Annotated in this window: 22 protein-coding genes; 10 read left to right on the forward strand and 12 right to left on the reverse strand. The window is 72.3% G+C overall.

What is annotated here, in order from left to right:
• Nucleotides 1–74: 74 nt before the first annotated feature.
• Nucleotides 75–425, reverse strand: a complete 351-nt coding sequence (locus tag LWP59_RS15595) for an STAS domain-containing protein (RefSeq protein ID WP_144643672.1) — start codon at nucleotides 423–425, stop codon at nucleotides 75–77.
• Nucleotides 426–551: 126 nt separating this feature from the next.
• Here LWP59_RS15595 and LWP59_RS15600 point away from each other — a divergent pair, with 126 nt between their 5' ends.
• From LWP59_RS15600 to LWP59_RS15620, 5 genes are read left to right on the forward strand one after another with little or no spacing between them, the layout of a single operon-like run.
• On the forward strand, nucleotides 552–1,421 hold the full coding sequence (locus LWP59_RS15600) for an STAS domain-containing protein (protein ID WP_144643673.1): 870 nt from the start codon (nucleotides 552–554) through the stop codon (nucleotides 1,419–1,421).
• On the forward strand, nucleotides 1,421–1,798 hold the full coding sequence (locus LWP59_RS15605) for an STAS domain-containing protein (protein ID WP_144643674.1): 378 nt from the start codon (nucleotides 1,421–1,423) through the stop codon (nucleotides 1,796–1,798). Before LWP59_RS15600 ends, LWP59_RS15605 begins: the two co-directional genes overlap by 1 nt.
• Nucleotides 1,795–2,214: an ATP-binding protein gene (locus LWP59_RS15610; RefSeq protein WP_144643675.1), complete on the forward strand. Its 420-nt coding sequence runs from the start codon at nucleotides 1,795–1,797 to the stop codon at nucleotides 2,212–2,214. The genes LWP59_RS15605 and LWP59_RS15610 overlap by 4 nt, the downstream gene beginning before the upstream one ends.
• Nucleotides 2,211–3,200, forward strand: coding sequence for a SpoIIE family protein phosphatase (locus LWP59_RS15615; RefSeq protein WP_144643676.1), 990 nt, complete (start codon nucleotides 2,211–2,213; stop codon nucleotides 3,198–3,200). Before LWP59_RS15610 ends, LWP59_RS15615 begins: the two co-directional genes overlap by 4 nt.
• Entirely contained in the window at nucleotides 3,200–4,474 is a 1,275-nt protein-coding gene (locus LWP59_RS15620) for a PP2C family protein-serine/threonine phosphatase (protein ID WP_144643677.1), read from the forward strand. Before LWP59_RS15615 ends, LWP59_RS15620 begins: the two co-directional genes overlap by 1 nt.
• A 66-nt stretch (nucleotides 4,475–4,540) precedes the next feature.
• Here the strand turns inward: LWP59_RS15620 and LWP59_RS15625 are convergent, their stop codons facing one another.
• From LWP59_RS15625 to LWP59_RS15650, 6 genes are all read right to left on the reverse strand, one after another.
• Nucleotides 4,541–4,954 (reverse strand): ATP-binding protein, encoded by a 414-nt coding sequence (locus LWP59_RS15625; protein WP_186383523.1) that lies wholly within the window; start codon nucleotides 4,952–4,954, stop codon nucleotides 4,541–4,543.
• Between the two features lie 142 nt (nucleotides 4,955–5,096).
• Nucleotides 5,097–5,618: a GNAT family N-acetyltransferase gene (locus tag LWP59_RS15630; RefSeq protein WP_144643679.1), complete on the reverse strand. Its 522-nt coding sequence runs from the start codon at nucleotides 5,616–5,618 to the stop codon at nucleotides 5,097–5,099.
• Between the two features lie 12 nt (nucleotides 5,619–5,630).
• Nucleotides 5,631–6,089, reverse strand: coding sequence for a GNAT family N-acetyltransferase (locus LWP59_RS15635; protein WP_144643680.1), 459 nt, complete (start codon nucleotides 6,087–6,089; stop codon nucleotides 5,631–5,633).
• Nucleotides 6,090–6,151: 62 nt separating this feature from the next.
• The gene (locus LWP59_RS15640) at nucleotides 6,152–6,793 is read right to left on the reverse strand and encodes a response regulator (protein WP_144643681.1); all 642 of its coding nucleotides are present in this window, start codon (nucleotides 6,791–6,793) and stop codon (nucleotides 6,152–6,154) included.
• Nucleotides 6,790–8,331, reverse strand: a complete 1,542-nt coding sequence (locus LWP59_RS15645) for a GAF domain-containing sensor histidine kinase (RefSeq protein ID WP_229857451.1) — start codon at nucleotides 8,329–8,331, stop codon at nucleotides 6,790–6,792. The genes LWP59_RS15640 and LWP59_RS15645 overlap by 4 nt, the downstream gene beginning before the upstream one ends.
• A gap of 33 nt (nucleotides 8,332–8,364) precedes the next feature.
• Nucleotides 8,365–8,763: a pyridoxamine 5'-phosphate oxidase family protein gene (locus LWP59_RS15650; protein ID WP_144643682.1), complete on the reverse strand. Its 399-nt coding sequence runs from the start codon at nucleotides 8,761–8,763 to the stop codon at nucleotides 8,365–8,367.
• 194 nt (nucleotides 8,764–8,957) lie between these two features.
• On the opposite strand from LWP59_RS15650, the gene LWP59_RS15655 reads away from it, so the two are divergent.
• Nucleotides 8,958–9,635 carry a hypothetical protein gene (locus tag LWP59_RS15655; RefSeq protein WP_144643683.1) on the forward strand — a complete coding sequence of 226 codons (678 nt, stop codon included), beginning with the start codon at nucleotides 8,958–8,960 and terminating at the stop codon, nucleotides 9,633–9,635.
• A gap of 7 nt (nucleotides 9,636–9,642) precedes the next feature.
• Here the strand turns inward: LWP59_RS15655 and LWP59_RS15660 are convergent, their stop codons facing one another.
• From LWP59_RS15660 to LWP59_RS15670, 3 genes are all read right to left on the reverse strand, one after another.
• Complete coding sequence (locus tag LWP59_RS15660; RefSeq protein WP_144643684.1) at nucleotides 9,643–10,050, reverse strand: ChaB family protein; 408 nt, start codon at nucleotides 10,048–10,050, stop codon at nucleotides 9,643–9,645.
• Between the two features lie 62 nt (nucleotides 10,051–10,112).
• Entirely contained in the window at nucleotides 10,113–10,382 is a 270-nt protein-coding gene (locus LWP59_RS15665) for a DUF5709 domain-containing protein (RefSeq protein WP_144643685.1), read from the reverse strand.
• A gap of 16 nt (nucleotides 10,383–10,398) precedes the next feature.
• A complete protein-coding gene (locus tag LWP59_RS15670) occupies nucleotides 10,399–11,244 on the reverse strand; it encodes an SDR family oxidoreductase (protein ID WP_144643686.1) in 846 nt (281 codons plus the stop codon).
• 72 nt (nucleotides 11,245–11,316) lie between these two features.
• Between LWP59_RS15670 and LWP59_RS15675 the strand changes: the two genes are divergently transcribed.
• Genes LWP59_RS15675 through LWP59_RS15690 form a run of 4 tightly spaced genes read left to right on the forward strand, consistent with a single transcriptional unit; the run spans nucleotide 11,317 to nucleotide 15,336 of the window.
• Nucleotides 11,317–12,375 carry an NAD-dependent epimerase/dehydratase family protein gene (locus LWP59_RS15675; protein ID WP_144643687.1) on the forward strand — a complete coding sequence of 353 codons (1,059 nt, stop codon included), beginning with the start codon at nucleotides 11,317–11,319 and terminating at the stop codon, nucleotides 12,373–12,375.
• Nucleotides 12,376–12,385: 10 nt separating this feature from the next.
• Nucleotides 12,386–13,009 carry a DUF47 domain-containing protein gene (locus tag LWP59_RS15680; protein WP_144643688.1) on the forward strand — a complete coding sequence of 208 codons (624 nt, stop codon included), beginning with the start codon at nucleotides 12,386–12,388 and terminating at the stop codon, nucleotides 13,007–13,009.
• Entirely contained in the window at nucleotides 13,009–14,010 is a 1,002-nt protein-coding gene (locus tag LWP59_RS15685) for an inorganic phosphate transporter (RefSeq protein WP_144643689.1), read from the forward strand. The genes LWP59_RS15680 and LWP59_RS15685 overlap by 1 nt, the downstream gene beginning before the upstream one ends.
• 12 nt (nucleotides 14,011–14,022) lie before the next feature.
• On the forward strand, nucleotides 14,023–15,336 hold the full coding sequence (locus LWP59_RS15690) for a M20/M25/M40 family metallo-hydrolase (RefSeq protein WP_144643690.1): 1,314 nt from the start codon (nucleotides 14,023–14,025) through the stop codon (nucleotides 15,334–15,336).
• Between the two features lie 6 nt (nucleotides 15,337–15,342).
• Here LWP59_RS15690 and LWP59_RS15695 read toward each other — a convergent pair whose 3' ends face one another.
• Both LWP59_RS15695 and LWP59_RS15700 read right to left on the reverse strand, forming a co-directional pair.
• Complete coding sequence (locus LWP59_RS15695; RefSeq protein WP_144643691.1) at nucleotides 15,343–15,561, reverse strand: DUF5703 family protein; 219 nt, start codon at nucleotides 15,559–15,561, stop codon at nucleotides 15,343–15,345.
• Complete coding sequence (locus LWP59_RS15700; RefSeq protein ID WP_373299425.1) at nucleotides 15,558–16,544, reverse strand: YncE family protein; 987 nt, start codon at nucleotides 16,542–16,544, stop codon at nucleotides 15,558–15,560. Before LWP59_RS15700 ends, LWP59_RS15695 begins: the two co-directional genes overlap by 4 nt.
• Between the last annotated feature and the right edge of the window lie 65 nt (nucleotides 16,545–16,609).

Here is a 16,609-nt window from a genome sequence, read left to right on the forward strand (position 1 = left end):
CGACGTGCCGGCGGATCGCATGGCGGGCAGCGCCATGACGCTCACCTCCCAAAGTTGAGCGCCCCTCGCTCAAGTCAGTCCTCGTCGTCCTTCGCCTCGATCGTGAAGGCGACGGACAGCCCTGTCAGGTCGAGGATGCGGCGGGCGTAGCGGTTGACGTTGGCGAGCGTGATGCTGCTGCCGCGCTCCTCGGCGAGCGCCCGCGCCCGGACCAGGGCGCTGATACAGGCGGAGTCGAAGAACGACAGATCGGCGAAGTCCACCACGAGGTGACTCACGCCCTTGTCGAGCAGATCGGAGACGGCGCGGTCGAGCTGCTCCACGGCCGTGTGATCGATTTCGCCGAACAGCCTGATGCGGCCGACGTCGTCCGCGAGCTCGGCCCTGACCGGTCCGCTGGTGTGGATGTCCTCGTCCTTCCTCACGAAACAGTGCCCTTTCTCTCGCCGGGCCCCCGGTTTGTCGTCCGGCGCCTGGTGTCTTAGCTTGACCGCCAGGCATTCGATACTCGGCGGACCGTACCGCGTCCGCGGCACTGGAGCTTGGGAGCGATGACGACCACCCCCGAACCGGAGACCCGTTCCATTGTCAGCGACTTCCTCGACCGGCGCAGGGAGAGCATCGTCGCCGAGTGGTCCGGCGCCCCGTTCTTCCGGACGGCGGGGATGGACCCCGAGCAGGCCGCGCTCGACGGCGCCGAGGTGCTCGCCGGGCTGCGCCGCGCGGTCGACAAGGGCGAGGCGAACAACCCCGCCGCCGAGGGCTTCGCGAGCATCCGCAGCCTGCTGGAGGCACTGGCCGTGCAGCAGGTGCACGACTCCACGCTCGTCGCGCAGACCGCGGCGCAGATGAGCGGCCTCAAGGAGCCCCTGCTGCGGCTGTGGGCGGAGGAGGACGTGCCGCGCGAGCTGGTCGCGCCCGGCGCGGTGCTGCTTTCCGGCGCGGTCGACACCCTCGGGCTGATCCTGCTCGACGCGGCGCTGACCGCCACCCGCGACACCATCGCCAGCCAGCGCGAGCAGCTGGCCGAGCTGTCCACGCCGGTGATCAAGCTGTGGGACGGGGTGCTGGCCATCCCGCTGATCGGCACCCTGGACAGCATGCGGAGCCAGACCGCGACCGAGAGCCTGCTGCAGGCGATCCTCGACCAGCAGGCCAAGGTCGCGATCCTGGACATCACCGGTGTGCCGACGGTGGACACCATGGTCGCGCAGCACCTGCTCAAGACGGCGCTCGCGGCGCGGCTGATGGGCGCCGAGTGCGTCATCAGCGGGATCCGGCCGCAGATCGCGAACACCATGGTGCAGCTGGGCATCGACCTGGAGGAGGTGGCCACCCGGGCCAAGCTGTCGGACGCGTTCGCCTACGCGCTGAACCGGCTCGGCCTCTCGGTCACCTCGACCGGACCCGGCGCGGTCTGATGCCCGGCGTCCCCATCGTCAAGCTGCACGATGTCCTGCTGGTCACCATCCAGGACGAGCTGCTCGACTACTCGGTCGACGAGCTGCAGCAGCAGATCACCGAGCAGGTGGTCGAACAGCAGGCGCGCGGCGTCCTGATCGACATCTCGGTGCTCGACGTCGTCGACTCGTTCCTGGCGAGGACCCTGCACGACATCGCGGCCGCCACCTCGCTGCTGGCCGCGAAGACGGTCGTGGTCGGCATGCGCCCCGCCGTGGCGATCACCCTGGTGGAGCTGGGTCTCGTGCTGGCGGGGCTGCAGACCGCGCTGTCGGTCGAGGAGGCGCTCGACATCCTGCACGAGGGCGGCCGTCCACGGCGGACGGCCCGGCGGTGAGCGAAACCCCGCCCACGACCACCGTGGCGATCACCAACGAGACCGACATCGTGCACGTCCGCCAAGCCGCGCGCGAGGCGGCCGTGACCGCCGGGTTCAGCCTGGTGCAGCAGACGAAGCTGGTGACGGCAGCGAGCGAGCTGGCCCGCAACGCGCTGGTCTACGGCGGCGGCGGCCGGGCCGAGATCGCGGTCGAGGAGACCTCGCTGACCGGCACCGTCCGGCTGACCTTCGTCGACTCCGGGCCGGGCATCCCCGACATCGAGGTCGCGATGACCGACGGGTACACCACCGGCTCCGGCCTGGGACTGGGCCTGGGCGGGGCCCGGCGGCTGGCCGACCGGTTCACCATCGACTCCGCACCGGGCAAGGGGACCAGGATCGAGCTGTCCATCACCACACGCAGGAAGTCATGACCCGGACCGACCTGGTCGTGTCCGAGGACGGGCACGTCGGCCGGGCACGGCGCCTCGCGGCGGCGACGGCGCAACAGGCGGGACTGCCGATGGAGCAGGTGCACCGGGTCGCGCTGGCGGCGACCGAGCTCGCCACGAACCTCGTCAAGCACGCCGGGCGGGGCGTGTTCAGCGTCGTGCCGGGGCCGGGCCAGCTCGACCTGCTGGCGGCGGACAAGGGCCCGGGCATCGGGCGGATCGAGGCCAGCATGCGCGACGGCTACTCGACGACCGGCACCATGGGCGCCGGTCTCGGCTCGATCCGCCGCGCGGCCGACTACTTCGACGCGTACTCGCTGGCGGGGCGGGGCACGGTGGTGCTCGCACGGTGGCGGCACGGCACCCCGCTGCCGGGTGTGCGGATCGGCGCGGCCCGGCTGACCGCACCGGGGGAGACCGAGTGCGGCGACATGTGGGTGGCGGCGCCCGGCGGTACCGCGGTCTCGATCGGCCTCAGTGACGGGCTCGGCCATGGCGATGCCGCCGCGCACGCCAGCGCCGCGGCCGTGGAGACCATCACCGAGCATGCGGCCGCGGCCCCGGCCCGTATTCTGGAAGCGATGCAGCAGTCCCTCGCACGAACCCGTGGCGCGACAGTCGCGGTCGTCCAGATCACGCCCGCCGAGGGACGGATGCACTTCGCGGGTATAGGAAACATCGCCACCCGGCGCTACGGCGAGGCCGGCGCGCGGGTGCAACGGTTGTTGTCGCGACCGGGGATCGTAGGCGTCGCCGGTACGAACCGTGTCCCGGATTCCACCGATTCGTGGTCCCCCCACAGCTGGCTCGTGCTGCACACTGACGGGGTGTCCGAGCGGTGGAGCGCCGACGACTGGCCCGGGCTGCTGCGCCACGACCCGGCGACCGTCGCAGGCTGGATCCTCGCCCAGCACAGCCGCGGCCGGGACGACTCGTGCGTGGTCGTGGTCACGGGAGGTGGTGGCTGATGGACGAATGCCACCACGGCGATGCTCTGGTCAAGGAGCTGCGCGAGATCATCGACCGGCAGCAGCAGGAGCTGCGGATGCACCGGTCGGAGCTCGAACAGACCAACGCGGGCCTGCTCGCGCTGCACGCGGAGGTCGAGCTGCAGCGGCAGCGCTCGGCGTTCCTCGACGAGGTCAGCCGCACCGTCTCGGCGTCGCTGCGCGGCCGGGAGGTCGCGCAGGCGCTGGTCCACCTCGTCGAGCGGGAGGGTGTCGCGACGGCCGCGGCGGTGTGGCTGCTCGACGACGCCCGCCGGCTGCACCGCGAGCCCGAGCCGGGCGAGCCCGACAGCGCCGTGCGCCGGGTGGTGGCCACCCGCCGCCCGGTCACCGACGAGAAGCGGATCCTCGTCCCGCTCAGCGTCGGCCCGAACCTGCTGGGCGTCCTGGAGCTGTGCCGCGACGAGCCGGGCTTCGGCGAGGACGACGTGCCGTTCGTCAGCGCCGTCGCCGCACGCTCCGCCGTCGGCCTGCGCAACGCGGGCGAGTACGAACGCGAGCGGGAGATGGCCGAACGGCTGCAGCTGGCGATGCTGCCGACCCTGGACACCCCGGCCGACCTGCACCTGTCCGCGCGGTACCTGCCCGCCGCCCGCGGCATCAACGTCGGCGGCGATTGGTTCGACGCGTTCACCAGGCCCGACGGCACGGTGGTGCTCACTGTCGGCGACGTCACGGGGCACGGCCTCGAAGCCGCGGTGATCATGGGGAAGCTGCAGAACGCGCTGCGCGCCTACGCCGCCGAGGGGCACGGCCCCGCCGAGACCCTGCGACTGACCCACGGCCTGCTGCGCGGCTGGCACAGCCCGCTGCTCGCCACGGCCGTGGTGATGGACCTCGAGCTGGCGACGGGCCGGATCCGCTGGGCCAACGCCGGGCACCTGCCCGTGTTCGTCGCGGACAAGGCGGGCCGGGTGCGCGCGCTGGACGAGCCGAACGCGCCGCTGATGGGCGTGCCGTTCACGTTCGCCATCCGCGAGTACGAGACCGACCTGAGTCCGGGCGAGACGATCCTGATGTACACCGACGGCCTGGTCGAGCGGCGGACGCAGTCGATCGACACCGGGATGGACCGGCTCGCGGAGGTCTTCCAGGCGGCTGCCGGCGCGCCGCCCGACGAGGCGAGCGACCGCATCCTCGAGGAGATGCTCGGTTCCGACGAGCACGACGACGACGTGTGCCTGCTGTTGTGCCGGTGGGACGCCGACGGCACGGCGCCGCAGGACGAGTGCTGAAGAGTGCCCTGAGCGTCGTTCGCGTGACGGTGACGGCCCGCCGCTTCGCCGGCTGAGAAAAAGGACCTAGGCCAGCGCGAACTCGGCCCAGACCCACTTGCCCTCGCCGGCCCGGCGGTGCCCCCACGCGCTGCTGAGCGCCTGGATCATCGGCAGGCCGCGGCCACGGGTCGAACCCGGCGGCGGGTGGCGCAGCACCGGATCGGCCGGGGAGGAGTCCCGCACCTCCAGCAGCAGGCAGCGGCCGCTGAGCCGCAGCCGCAGCGCGATGCTCCCGCTGCCGTGCTCGAAGGCGTTCGTCACCAGCTCGGACGCGACGAGCACCAGGTCACCTGCCTGCTCGCCGGACACGCCCCACGAGGTCAGCGCCGCGGCCACGAACGAGCGGGCTTCCCTGGGCGACCCGGCCGCCGCTGGCAGGTGGGTGCCGAGTCTGCGCACCCGGCCGGTGCTGGGCGGCGCCTCGCTCTTCCGACTCAAGTGGGGGACCCTCCTCACCGATGGGCAGTTACGTTCGGATACCTCCAGGCGCGAAAACGAATCAGGTTTCCCGCGACAACCTCTCGTTGCTGTCCGGGGCCGGGCCGCTTCGCCGTCCTGGGACGGCAGGCGTTCGCGCCGGTCACCACACGTCGCCGTCGCGCCAGTCGCAGGTCAGGGCCGCGTCGAGGTCGAGGGGAGCGGTGCACGGCAGGACGTGGATGGCGCCGTCGTCGTCGGGGGTCGGGCGGATTCCGGCCGGGGTGAGGGCCGACGACGGGCCGCGCCAGGGCCGCCAGCCGCGTGCGGCGTAGAAGGCGGCGCCCTCGTCGCTCGCGCCCAGGGCGCCGAGGTCGTAGGCCGCGCGGATGACGCGTTCCAGCTCGGCCATCATCGCCGCGCCGTGCCCCCGGCGCCGGTGCTCGGCACGCACTCCGACGCCCTCGACGTAGCCGGCCCGCAATGCCTTGCCACCGTGCAGGATCCGCCGCTGCACGAGGGCCGCGTGCCCGACGAGCTCGCCGTCCCAGGCGAGGGCGTGCAGGCCGCCGAGCGAGTGCTCCCAGTCGGACTCGGTCATGTCGTCGAAGATGTCGTAGAGCAAGGCCCGCGCCCGCGCGCGCACCGTCGTGGCCAGCTCAGCGGTGTGCAGGACGCGGATCATCCCGCGCACGGGCTACGCCGGGGCCTGGAGCAACCGCGAGGACACGGCGAACCCGTGGCGTTCGTAGGCCGGGACGGCGCGGACGCTCGAGTGCACGGTCACGCGCTCGAGCCGGAGCTCCCGCGCCAGGTCCAGGAGAGCGTCGATGAGCCTGCCGCCCACGCCGTTGTCGCGTTCGCCGGGGAGGACGTACACGCACTGCACGTCCCCGGACCGCCGGTCGAGCGCCCGCGGCGTGGGCACCCGGGGAACGATGGCCAGCCACGCCATCCCGACCACCGTGTCCTCCCGCACGGCGACCAGGCACCGGTGCGTGCCGCGGTTCTCCCTTGCCCAGCGGGCGAAATCCCCGGCGAACGCGTCCCGGCTCGTGGCCGGGCGGTCTCCGTTGTCCAGCACCCAGTGCCACCGGAGCCCGGCCACGACGCTCAGCTCCTCGTCTCGTGCCGGGTGTATGTCGAGATCATCCACACCGTCATGGTGCCCGATTCGTCGTCCGGGGTGGCGAATTCGGCTGCGCCGGACGAAGCCGCCTAACGCAGCCGCTTGCGCTTCGCCAGGTAGACCGCCGCCTCGGTGCGGCGTTCGAAGCCCAGCTTGTGCAGCAGCGACGAGACGTAGTTCTTCACCGTCTTCTCCGCCAGGAACAGCCGCTGCGCGATCTGGCGGTTGGTCAGCCCCGCCGCGATCAGCTCGAGGACCCGCCGTTCCTGCGGGCTGAGCAGCTCGTACTGCGGGTCCGGCTCCTCGGCCTCGCCGCGCAGCCTGCTCGTCACCGACGCGGTGAGCGCCGGGTCGAGCAGCGAGCCGCCCGCGGCCGCGGTGCGGACGGCTTCGAGGATGTTGATGCCGGAGACCTGCTTGAGCAGATAGCCCGCCGCGCCCGCCAGTATCGCGCCGAACAACGCCTCGTCGTCGGAGTACGACGTCAGCATCAGGCATGCCGGCGGGTCCGGCAGCGCCCGGATGTCGCGGCACACCGACACGCCCTCGCCGTCGGGCAACCGCACGTCGAGGATCGCGACGTCGGGCTTCGCCGGCGGGATCCGGGCCAGCGCCTCCGCCGCCGTGCCCGCCTCACCGGCCACGCGCAGGTCGGGCTCGGACTCCAGGAGGGTCTTCAGCCCCGCCCGCACCACCTCGTGGTCGTCGAGCAGGAACACCGAGATCGTCATTCGCGCAGCACCGCCGTCCACGCCAGTTTCGTGCCGCCGTCCGGTCGCGGCTCCACCGACAGTGCGCCGTGCCAGCGCGCCGCCCGCTGTTTCAGGTTCGCCAGGCCGCTCGCCCGCGGCGGGTCCACCGCGCCGCCGACGCCGTCGTCGAGCACTGTCAGCGACAGCTGCCGGCCGTTCCGGTCGACGAGCACCTCGATCGACACCGAGCTGGCCGCGGCGTGGCGGGCCACGTTCGAAAGCGCTTCCCGCACCGTCGCCAGCAGGTCCGACCGCACCGGCCCCGCGACGGCGGCGTCGAGCGGCCCGTCGAAGCTGATGCGTGGCTCGAAGCCCAGCATCCCGACGCTGTCCTGCGTCATCCGCAACAGGTCCGAGCGCACCCCGCCGTGTGCCTCGGCGGGCTCCTGCAGGGAGAAGATGCTGTTGCGCACGTCCCGGATTGTGCGGTCGAGGTCGCGGACGAAACCGGTGACCCGCTCGGCGAGCTCCGGCCGCGCGGTGAGCCTGCTCAGCCCCTCCAGCCCCAGCCCGATCGCGAACAGCCGCTGGATCACCAGGTCGTGCAGGTCGCGTGCGATCCGGTCCCGCTCCTCGAACACCACCAGCCGCCGCCGGTCCTCCTCCGCGCGGGCGAACGCGACCGCCAGCGCGGCGTGCGCGGCGAAGTCGCGCACCAGCTCCACCTCGGCGTCGGTGAACGGGTCCGCGTCGCGGAACTTCACCACCAGCAGCACGCCCAGCTTGTCCCCGCCGGCGATGAGCGGGACGGCGACCGCGGAGTCGAGGTCCTTGATGCTGCGCGGCACGTCGATGTCGCTGTTGGCCTGCTGGACCGCCACGTGCCCGCCGTACTGGCTGACCACGACGGGCTTGCCGGTGGTGTAGGCCTGGCCGGAGGCGGTGCCCTCCTTCGGCACGATCGCGCCGACGAGCCGGTGGTACTCCGGATACGGGGACGCGATGATCTCGAAGACCAGCGCCGAGGAGTCGGTCTGGCTGGGCAGCGCGATCGCGCCGCCGGAGGCGTTCGCGACCACTCTGGCGCGGTCGGCGATCGTGTGCAGCGTCGTGCCGCTGTCCTCGCCGGCCAGCAGCGCCGCGGTGACCTGCTGCGACGCCTCCCGCCAGCGTTCCCGGCGCAGCGCCTGCTCGTACAGGCTCGCGTTCTCCACCGCGATGCTCGCCGCGGCGGCGAGCGCCACCAGCCACTCGCGGTCCTGCTCGGCGAAGACGCGGCCGCCCCGCTTGCCCGTCACGTACAGCCGCCCGAACACGCTCTCGCGCAGCCGGATCGGCACGGCGATCGTGCCGGAACCGTGGGGCAGGTCGTCCTGGCAGCCGTAGCCGTGCGGGCCGCCGACCTCGATCACCCTGCCCAGCCGGTGCTCCGGCAGCAGCTCGGCGATCACCCCGTGCTCGGCGTCGACCAGCTCGCACGCGGATTCGACGATGCGCCTCAGCACATCGGGCAGGCGCAGATCCGCCGCTATCCCGACCACCGCGTCCAACAGCGCCCGGGCGCTGGTTTCGATCACTGGGTCTCCCTGCCGGAGGCGAGGCCCAGTAGATTACCGCGTCACCCGCCGCCCGGAAACGACCTCGATCGGAATCCGCACGCAGCGCAGGTCCCCGCCGGGGACCTGCCAGGACAGGTCCGGGCGACGCTGCGGGAGGTCGCAGTCCCGCACCACGCCCGCCCGGCCGAGCACGGTGACCCACCAGCCGGTCTCGAGCCCGGCGTCGAACGCGTCGGCCTCGAACGCGACCACGCCGTCCTGCGCGGCGCCGAAGAGGTCGGTGTGCGCCTGCGCCGGGAACCAGACCGCGTCCTGCCCGCACAGGAACTTCACCGGCTGCACCGCGGGCAGGCCGCGGGCGGTGAACACCACCCGGCCGACCCTGGCCGTGGCGAGCAGCGCGAGGCACTCGGCCCGGTCGACGATCTCCAGGCCGGACGGGTCCAGCATCGCGATGGGTCCTCACTCGTCCGTGCGGGGGATTCGGCCCTCACGATCCCGCCGGGGGCGCGGGGCCGGTAGGGCCATTCGGCCCGGTGCTTTCCCACCGGCCGGTCCCGTCGGTGAGCGGGCACGACGGCAACACCGGGCACACGTTTCCGGGCGCATGATGGAGGAAAGCCCCCGCGGCGGAGGGAGACCCCATGTATCCCCTGCAGGACTTCGAGCCGTTGCTGTGGCCGTTCATCGTGCTGATGTGGCTCGTGGTCTCGATGTACTCGCGGGCGGCCCTGCACCGGCGCTGGCGCGCCCGTTCCCACCCCGCGCCCCGACGGCCGCACGTGCAGGCCGCCGCCCCCGCGCTGCCGAAGTCGTTGCGGCTGCGCTGGGACCAGGCGCGCGAGCGCTACGGCCGGGTGGCGGGGGAGTACGGGCAGTACGAGGCCGACGCCCTGCAGGTGCTGCGGCTGCCGGCGCTGGCGGATCCGGCGGTGCCCTCGACCGGCCGGTTCATCGACGCCTTCCACGAGGCGATGGCCCTGCACACCGAGGAGTTCCCGCCGGAGCCGATGGCCCGGCAGTTCATCGAAGCGACCGTGACGGCGGAAAAGGCCTGGGCCGCCGCGCGCGAAGCGGCGGAGAAGCTGCGTGCGTCCCGGTTCACCGCCGAAGAGCGCGCGCTGATCGCGCAGGGCATCAAGCTGCTGGAGCTGGCCCAGGGCGGGGCGACCCCGGCCGAACAGGAGGCGGCGCTGGGTGCCGCGCGCGGGGTGCTGGCGAAGCTGGAGCGCAGCGTAGGCACCCGCCTGGACTGGCGGGTGCCCCGCTCCGCGCGTCAGGCCATCGACGCCGCGGGCAAGCCGCGGCTGCCGCCGGCGTGATCGAGGACTACTTGCCGCGTGACTTCGCGGTCTGGCGGGTGTTGGCCTTCTGCAGCGCCTTCACCAGCTCCGGCTTGCTCATCGACGAGCGGCCCTTGATGTCGAGCTTCTGGGCCAGCTCGTAGAGGTGGTTCTTGCTCGCCGAGGCGTCCACGCCGCCGGCGGTCTTCGTCGGCTTGCGGTTGGCGCCCCGCTTCGCCTGGCTGTCGGAAGGGCCCTTCTTGCCGCCCTCCTTCTCCTCCCAGTGGTCGCCGACCTTCTCGTAGGAGTGCTTCAGCGCGGAGTACGCGGTCTGGTGTGCCCGTCGGCCGTCGCCGTAGGTCTTCGCCGCCGAGTCGTGTGCCTTCACCCAGGTGTCCTGGGCCTTCTTCGGCGAACGTTTCAGCGTGCTGGGCAGAACCTCTCGTCCCGGCATGGGGAACACCTCCACACATCGGATTCGTGACTCGCAGTAGGGGTGCCCGGCGCGCGGCGGCGTCAAACGCCACCGTCCTCCACGTGCATCGCCTGCTCCTCGGCGCCGGCGGCGGGATGCTCCGTGCCCGCGTCGTCGGCGACCGCCTTCTTCTCCCGGTCGACCAGGTCGTTCGCGCGGTCCGGCGCGACGAACTGGTTGCCCGTGTCCTCGGCGTCGGGTTCGCGCGCGTAGTCCGGATCGGTCGCCCGCCAGCTGACGGGGTCCTCCAGGGGCTTCGGCTCCGCCTCCAGCTCGAGGCTTTCCTGCTGTTCGGACCTCGGCTCCGCCATCGTTGTCTCCCTCCGGTCAGCCGGGCATCGTCTCGCCGCCGAGCGCGGCGATGACTTCCCCGGTGTAGTAGGACGAAAGCCGGTCCGACGCGAGGAACACGTACGACGGCGCGAGCTCGTCCGGATGGGCCATCCGTTTCATCGGCACCTGCTCGCCGAACTTCTCGACGTGCTCCTCCGACAGGGTCGCCGGGATCAGGGGTGTCCACACCGGACCCGGCGCCACGCAGTTGATCCGGATCCCGCGCTCGGCCAGCGCCTGCGCCATCGAGTACGTCCAGGCGATGATCGCGCCCTTGGTCGCGGAGTAGTCGATGAGCTTCTTGTTGCCGCGCAAGCCGTTCACCGAGGCGGTGTTGACGATCGCGCTGCCATCGCCGAGATGCGGCAGCGCCGCCCGCGTCACCCGGAAGTAGCTGTGGATGTTCACGTCGAACGTGTGCAGCCACTGCTCCTCGGTGAGCTGTTCGGGCGAGTCGAGTTCCTGCTGAGTGGCGATGTTGTTCACCAGCAGGTCGAGCCCGCCGAAGGCGCGCACCGTGTCCTCGACCACCGACCGGCACTGCTGCGCGCCGGCGAGGTCGCCGGGCAGCAGCAGGCACTGCCTGCCCTCCTTGCGCACCAGTTCGGCGGTGTGCTCGGCGTCGGAGTGCTCGTTGAGGTACGCGATCGCGACGTCGGCGCCCTCCTTCGCGAAGGCCACCGCGACGGCGCGGCCGATGCCCGAGTCGCCGCCGGTGATCAGCGCCCGCCGGTCCTTCAGCAGGTCGCGGCCTTCGTAGTCGCTCATCGAGTCCCGCGGCCGCGGGCGCATCTGGCCCGTCGAGCCGGGCGGCTGCTGTTGCTGCGGGGGTTTGCTCATGCCGCCCAGATGCCCCGCGCCCGCGCCGCCCAAACGCCGGTTGAACGCGGCGGGCCCGGGTATTCGGCCGCCATGGGCAACGGGCTACGGGTGGTCGTGACCGGCGCGAGCGGGAACGTGGGCAGCAGCGTCGTCGAGGCGCTCGGCGCCGATCCCGGGGTCGGCTCGATTCTCGGCATCGTGCGCCGCCAGCCGGGGTGGACGCCCCCGAAGACCGAATGGGCGCTGGCGGACGTCGCGAAGGACGACCTGGGCTACCTGCTGCGCGGGGCGGACGTGGTGATCCACCTCGCCTGGCTGTTCCAGCCGACGCACGACCCGGCGACCACGTGGGCGGCGAACGTGCTCGGCAGCATCAAGCTGTTCGAGGCGGCGGGCCGCGAACAGGTGCCCGCGCTCGTGCACGCCTCGTCCGTCGGCGCCTACTCACCGGGGCCGCAGGACACCCCGGTCGACGAGAGCTGGCCGACGCACGGCTGGCCGGAGGCCGCCTACCCGCGGGAAAAGGCCTATCTGGAGCGCTACCTCGACGGCTTCGAGCCGCGGCATCCCGGAACGCGGGTGGTGCGGATGCGGCCGGGGTTCATCTTCAAGCGGGAGTCGGCCTCCCAGCAGCGCCGGCTGTTCGCCGGGCCGTTCGTGCCCGGCCTGCTCGCCCGCCCGTCGCTGATCCCCGTGGTGCCGGACATCCCCGGCCTGCGGATGCAGGCCCTGCACAGCGCCGACGCCGGCCAGGCCTACCGGCTCGCCGCCCTGCGCGACGTGCGCGGCGCGTTCAACCTCGCCGCCGAGCCCGTGCTCGACGCGGACGTCCTCGCCCGGCTGCTCGGCGCCCGCAAGGTGCGGCTGCCCGGCTGGGCCGTCCGCGGCCCGCTGGCCGCCGCGTGGCGGCTGCACGCCGTCCCGGCGACACCGGGGCTGTTCGAGACCGTACTTCGGCTGCCGATCATGGACACGACCCGGGCGCGCGCGGAACTGGGCTGGTCACCGAGCTACAGTGCCACGGACGCCATCGGGGAGTTCCTGGGCGGGCTGCGCGAGGGCGCGGGGCTGAACACGCCACCGCTGGCCCCCGACGGCCCGGGCGGGCGGCTCCGCGAACTGAGGACCGGCGTCGGCAGCCGACCCTGAGAGGACCTTCGTGCGTTTGACGCCGCGCGACACCCGCTTCTTCGACCTGCTCACCACCGCGGCGGGCAACCTGGTCACGGGCGCGGGACTGCTGACCGAGCTGATCTCCGTGCCCATCGCCGAGCGCGAGAAGGTGGCCCAGCTCATGCACGACACCGAGCACCTGGGCGACGACGCCACGCAGGAGATCATGCTGGCGCTGAACACGTCGTTCATCACCCCGTTCGACCGGCAGGACATCCAGCTGCTGGCCTCCCGGCTCGACGACGTGCTCGACGACATGGACGAGGCCGCGGACCTCGCGGTGCTGTACCGGATCGACGAGTTCCCGCCCGGCGTGGAGAAGATGGTCGAGCTGCTGGCCCGCGCCGCCGCGCTGACCGCCGAGGCGATGCCCGGGATGCGCAAGGTCACCGAGCTGAGCGCGTTCTGGGAGGAGGTCAACGCCATCGAGGACGAGGCCGACGGGGTCTACCGGCGGCTGCTGGCGCACCTGTTCAACGACGGCTGGGCGGGCGGCGACCCGCTCAAGGTGATGAAGGCCAAGGAGATCGTCGACCGGCTCGAGTCGGCGGCCGACGCCTTCGAGCACGTCGCCGACGTGGTGCAGACCATCGCTGTCAAGGAGTCGTAGTGAGCGGGGCCACCCTCGCCCTGGTCGGCGTCATCCTGCTGACCGTCTTCTTCGACTACACCAACGGCTTCCACGACGCGTCGAACGCCATCGCCAGCGCCGTGTCGACGCGTGCGCTGTCGCTGCGCGCGGCGCTGATCCTGGCCGGCGTGATGAACCTCATCGGCGCCCTGCTGAGCACCGGCGTCGCGGTCACCGTCGCGAAAGGACTCATCGACCCGCCCAAGGGCTCGGCCGCGCTGAGTGTGGTGTTCGCCGCACTGGTCGGCGCGGTCGCGTGGAACCTCGTCACCTGGTACTTCGGGCTGCCCTCGTCGTCCTCGCACGCGCTGGTGGGCGGCCTGGTCGGCGCGGCGCTCGCGTCCGCGGGCACCGTGCACTGGAGCGGGGTCGTGGAGAAGGTGCTCATCCCGATGGTGCTCTCACCCGCGGTCGGGCTGATCCTGGGCTACCTCGCGATGGTCGGCGCGCTGTGGCTGCTGCGCAGGCGCAACCAGCACCGCGTCGGGCACGTCTTCCGGCGGCTGCAGATCCTCTCCGCGGCGAGCCTCGCGCTCGGGCACGGCATCCAGGACGCCCAGAAGGGCATGGGCATCATCGTGCTGGCGCTCGTCACGAGCGGGCACCAGCAGGGCTTCGGCGTGCCGATCTGGGTGACGCTGCTGTGCGCGGTCTCGCTGGGCCTGGGCACCTACTCCGGCGGCCTGCGGATCATGCGCACCCTGGGGCGGCGGGTGTTCCCGCTCGACCCACCGCACGGGTTCGTCGCCGAGGCCGTCGGTTCGTCGGTGCTGTATCTCACCGCGTTCGCGTTCAAGGCCCCGGTGTCCACGACCCACGTCATCACCTCGGCGGTGATGGGCGTCGGCGCCACCCGCCGGCTCTCGGCCGTGCGGTGGGGGGTGGCCAGGGACATCGTGCTGGGCTGGGTGCTGACCTTCCCCGCGGCCGCGGCGGTGGCCGCGCTCGCCTACTGGATCACGCGGCTGGTCACCGGATGATAGGAATGCTTCGTGAGCCAGATCGAGACCGCGGCCGATGAGGCCGTCACGCTGACCAGCGAGCTGATCCGCATCGACACCACCAACACCGGTGATCCGGAGACCCTGGTAGGGGAGCGGGCGGCCGCGGAGTACGTGGCGGAGAAGCTCACCGAGGTCGGGTACGAGATCTCCTACGTCGAGTCCGGCGGCAGGGACCGGCACAACGTGATCGCCCGCCTGCCCGGCGCAGACCCCTCGCGGGGCGCGCTGCTCGTGCACGGCCACCTCGACGTCGTGCCCGCCGACCCCGCGGAATGGTCCGTGCACCCCTTCTCGGGCGCGATCCAGGACGGCTACGTGTGGGGTCGGGGCGCGGTCGACATGAAGGACGTGGTCGGCATGACGCTGGCACTGGCCCGGCACTACAAGCGGGAGGGGATCGTCCCGCCGCGGGACCTGGTCTTCGCGTTCCTGGCCGACGAGGAGGCCGGCGGCAAGTTCGGCGCCCAGTGGCTGGTGGAGAACCGCCCCGAGCTGTTCGAGGGCGTGACCGAGGCCGTCAGCGAGGTCGGCGGCTTCTCGATCACGCTGAAGGACGACGTGCGGGCGTACGTCATCGAGACGGCGGAGAAGGGCATCCGCTGGATGAAGCTGCGCGTGCGCGGCACCGCGGGGCACGGTTCGATGATCCATCGGGACAACGCGGTCACCAAGCTGTCCGAGGCGGTGGCCCGGCTGGGCAACCACAGGTTCCCGCTGGTGCTGACCGACTCGGTGCGCGAGTTCCTGGCCGGGGTCACCGAGATCACCGGGTGGGACTTCCCGGAGGACGACATCGACGGGGCCGTGGCGAAGCTCGGCAACATCTCCCGGATGATCGGCGCGACCCTGCGCGACACCGCGAACCCGACGATGCTCACCGCGGGCTACAAGTCGAACGTCATCCCGTCGGTCGCCGAGGCGGCGGTGGACTGCCGGATCCTGCCCGGCCGGATCGAGGCGTTCGACCGCGAGCTGGAGGAGATCCTGGGGCCGGACATCGAGAAGGAGTGGCTGGAGCTCCCGCCGGTGGAGACGACCTTCGACGGTGCGCTGGTCGACGCGATGACGGCCTCGGTGCTGGCGGAGGACCCCGGCGCGCGCACGCTGCCGTACATGCTCTCGGGCGGCACGGACGCGAAGTCGTTCCAGTCGCTCGGCATCCGCAACTTCGGGTTCGCGCCGCTGAAGCTGCCCGCCGACCTGGACTTCTCGGGCCTGTTCCACGGCGTCGACGAGCGCGTCCCGGTCGAGGCCCTCAAGTTCGGGACCCGCGTGCTGGACCGGTTCTTCCGGGCCAGCTGAGCGGTCCTACGAGGCCAGGTACCCGACGTCGGCCGGGCGGCGCTTGCGGCGCAGCCACACCCGGCGGCTGCCGTCGGAGTACAGCCGGACCGTGGAGAGCTCCCAGCCGGCGAACTCGGCGTGGATGGACAGCTGGGTCGCGGCGGCGCGCCGGGACAGGCCCGGCGGCAACTGCAGCCGCCGGTACTCCCAGTCTTCGTCGACCACCGCCTCGAATGTGCTCATGGCTGGACCACCTGGATCCCTTCTCCCGTTGCCGAGCCGACGTAGACCTTGCCGCTCGCCGCGTCGACCGTGACCGAGTCCGGCTGCCGCACGGTCGGGAAGCGGTACTTCTCGACCGGCTCGCCCCCGCGCACGTCGAAGCCCACGACCTGGTTGGTGCCGGTGAGCGTCACCCACGCGAGATGGCGCCGGCTGTCGTAGGCGATGCCGTACACCCCGCCGGGCACCGGGTACATCTGGCGCAGCAGCAACGGGTCGGTCGAGAACGCGAGCAGCGCGCCGGCGCGGGTGTCGGTGACCAGCACGCGCCCGAACGAGTCCGCGACCGCGTTCGTCGCGCCGTCACCCGCCCGCAGCCCCGCGCCGATCGTGCCGCCCGGCACGTCGACCAGGAACACCGCCGTGCGCAGCCGGTCGAGCACGACGAACTGGTCGCCGCTGCGGACCACCTCGTCGGCGCTGTACAGCCCGCCGCTGATGGTCTTCGCGAGCTTGCCGCCCTGGTACACCTCGACGGCCTTGCGGTCGCGTACCGCCACGAGCGTCTCGCCCCCGGCGCCGATCGCGTCCACCGGCTGACCTGGCACGCCCAGCTCGCCGACGTGCGAGCCGTCGGTGATGCGGGCGACCTCGCCCTTGCCGGGGATGCTCGCGAGGACCTGCCCGGCGTCGAAGCTGAGCTGCTCGACCGTGCCGTCCACGGCGACCCGGGCCGGCGCGGCGTTCAGGTCGCCCAGCGGGTACAGCAGCACCGACGGCGGGTCGGCCACCGCCACGGCGAGCGTGTGGTCGTCGGACGCCATCGCGGTCACGTGCCCGGCCGGGAGCACGGTGCCGGCGGGGGAGGCGGCGGGGGCGGGGGAGACCGGCGCGGTCGCCGCCACGGGGTTGGCGACGATCTGCAGGTCGTCGTCACCCTTGCCGGTGTCCGAGGAGCACGCGGTCGCCAGCAGCGCACAAGCCACCGGTACCGCCACCATCATCGCGGACCTCCGCACGCGACCTCCGGACTTCCTCTCGTTCGGCCCCAGCATGCTCCACAATGCCT

The sequence above is a fragment of the Amycolatopsis acidiphila genome, assembly GCF_021391495.1.
Classification (GTDB): Bacteria; Actinomycetota; Actinomycetes; order Mycobacteriales; family Pseudonocardiaceae; genus Amycolatopsis_E; species Amycolatopsis_E acidiphila.

Bases quoted from the DNA above. Each gene is read 5' to 3' on its own strand.
- LWP59_RS15600 (WP_144643673.1), top strand. From the start codon at position 552: ATGACGACCACCCCCGAACCGGAGACCCGTTCCATTGTCAGCGACTTC.
- LWP59_RS15700 (WP_373299425.1), bottom strand. From the start codon at position 16,544: ATGATGGTGGCGGTACCGGTGGCTTGTGCGCTGCTGGCGACCGCGTGC.
- LWP59_RS15675 (WP_144643687.1), top strand. From the start codon at position 11,317: ATGGGCAACGGGCTACGGGTGGTCGTGACCGGCGCGAGCGGGAACGTG.
- LWP59_RS15640 (WP_144643681.1), bottom strand. From the start codon at position 6,793: ATGACGATCTCGGTGTTCCTGCTCGACGACCACGAGGTGGTGCGGGCG.
- LWP59_RS15665 (WP_144643685.1), bottom strand. From the start codon at position 10,382: ATGGCGGAGCCGAGGTCCGAACAGCAGGAAAGCCTCGAGCTGGAGGCG.
- LWP59_RS15650 (WP_144643682.1), bottom strand. From the start codon at position 8,763: ATGCTGGACCCGTCCGGCCTGGAGATCGTCGACCGGGCCGAGTGCCTC.
- LWP59_RS15670 (WP_144643686.1), bottom strand. From the start codon at position 11,244: ATGAGCAAACCCCCGCAGCAACAGCAGCCGCCCGGCTCGACGGGCCAG.
- LWP59_RS15655 (WP_144643683.1), top strand. From the start codon at position 8,958: ATGTATCCCCTGCAGGACTTCGAGCCGTTGCTGTGGCCGTTCATCGTG.
- LWP59_RS15695 (WP_144643691.1), bottom strand. From the start codon at position 15,561: ATGAGCACATTCGAGGCGGTGGTCGACGAAGACTGGGAGTACCGGCGG.
- LWP59_RS15630 (WP_144643679.1), bottom strand. From the start codon at position 5,618: ATGATCCGCGTCCTGCACACCGCTGAGCTGGCCACGACGGTGCGCGCG.
- LWP59_RS15615 (WP_144643676.1), top strand. From the start codon at position 2,211: ATGACCCGGACCGACCTGGTCGTGTCCGAGGACGGGCACGTCGGCCGG.
- LWP59_RS15620 (WP_144643677.1), top strand. From the start codon at position 3,200: ATGGACGAATGCCACCACGGCGATGCTCTGGTCAAGGAGCTGCGCGAG.
- LWP59_RS15660 (WP_144643684.1), bottom strand. From the start codon at position 10,050: ATGCCGGGACGAGAGGTTCTGCCCAGCACGCTGAAACGTTCGCCGAAG.
- LWP59_RS15605 (WP_144643674.1), top strand. From the start codon at position 1,421: ATGCCCGGCGTCCCCATCGTCAAGCTGCACGATGTCCTGCTGGTCACC.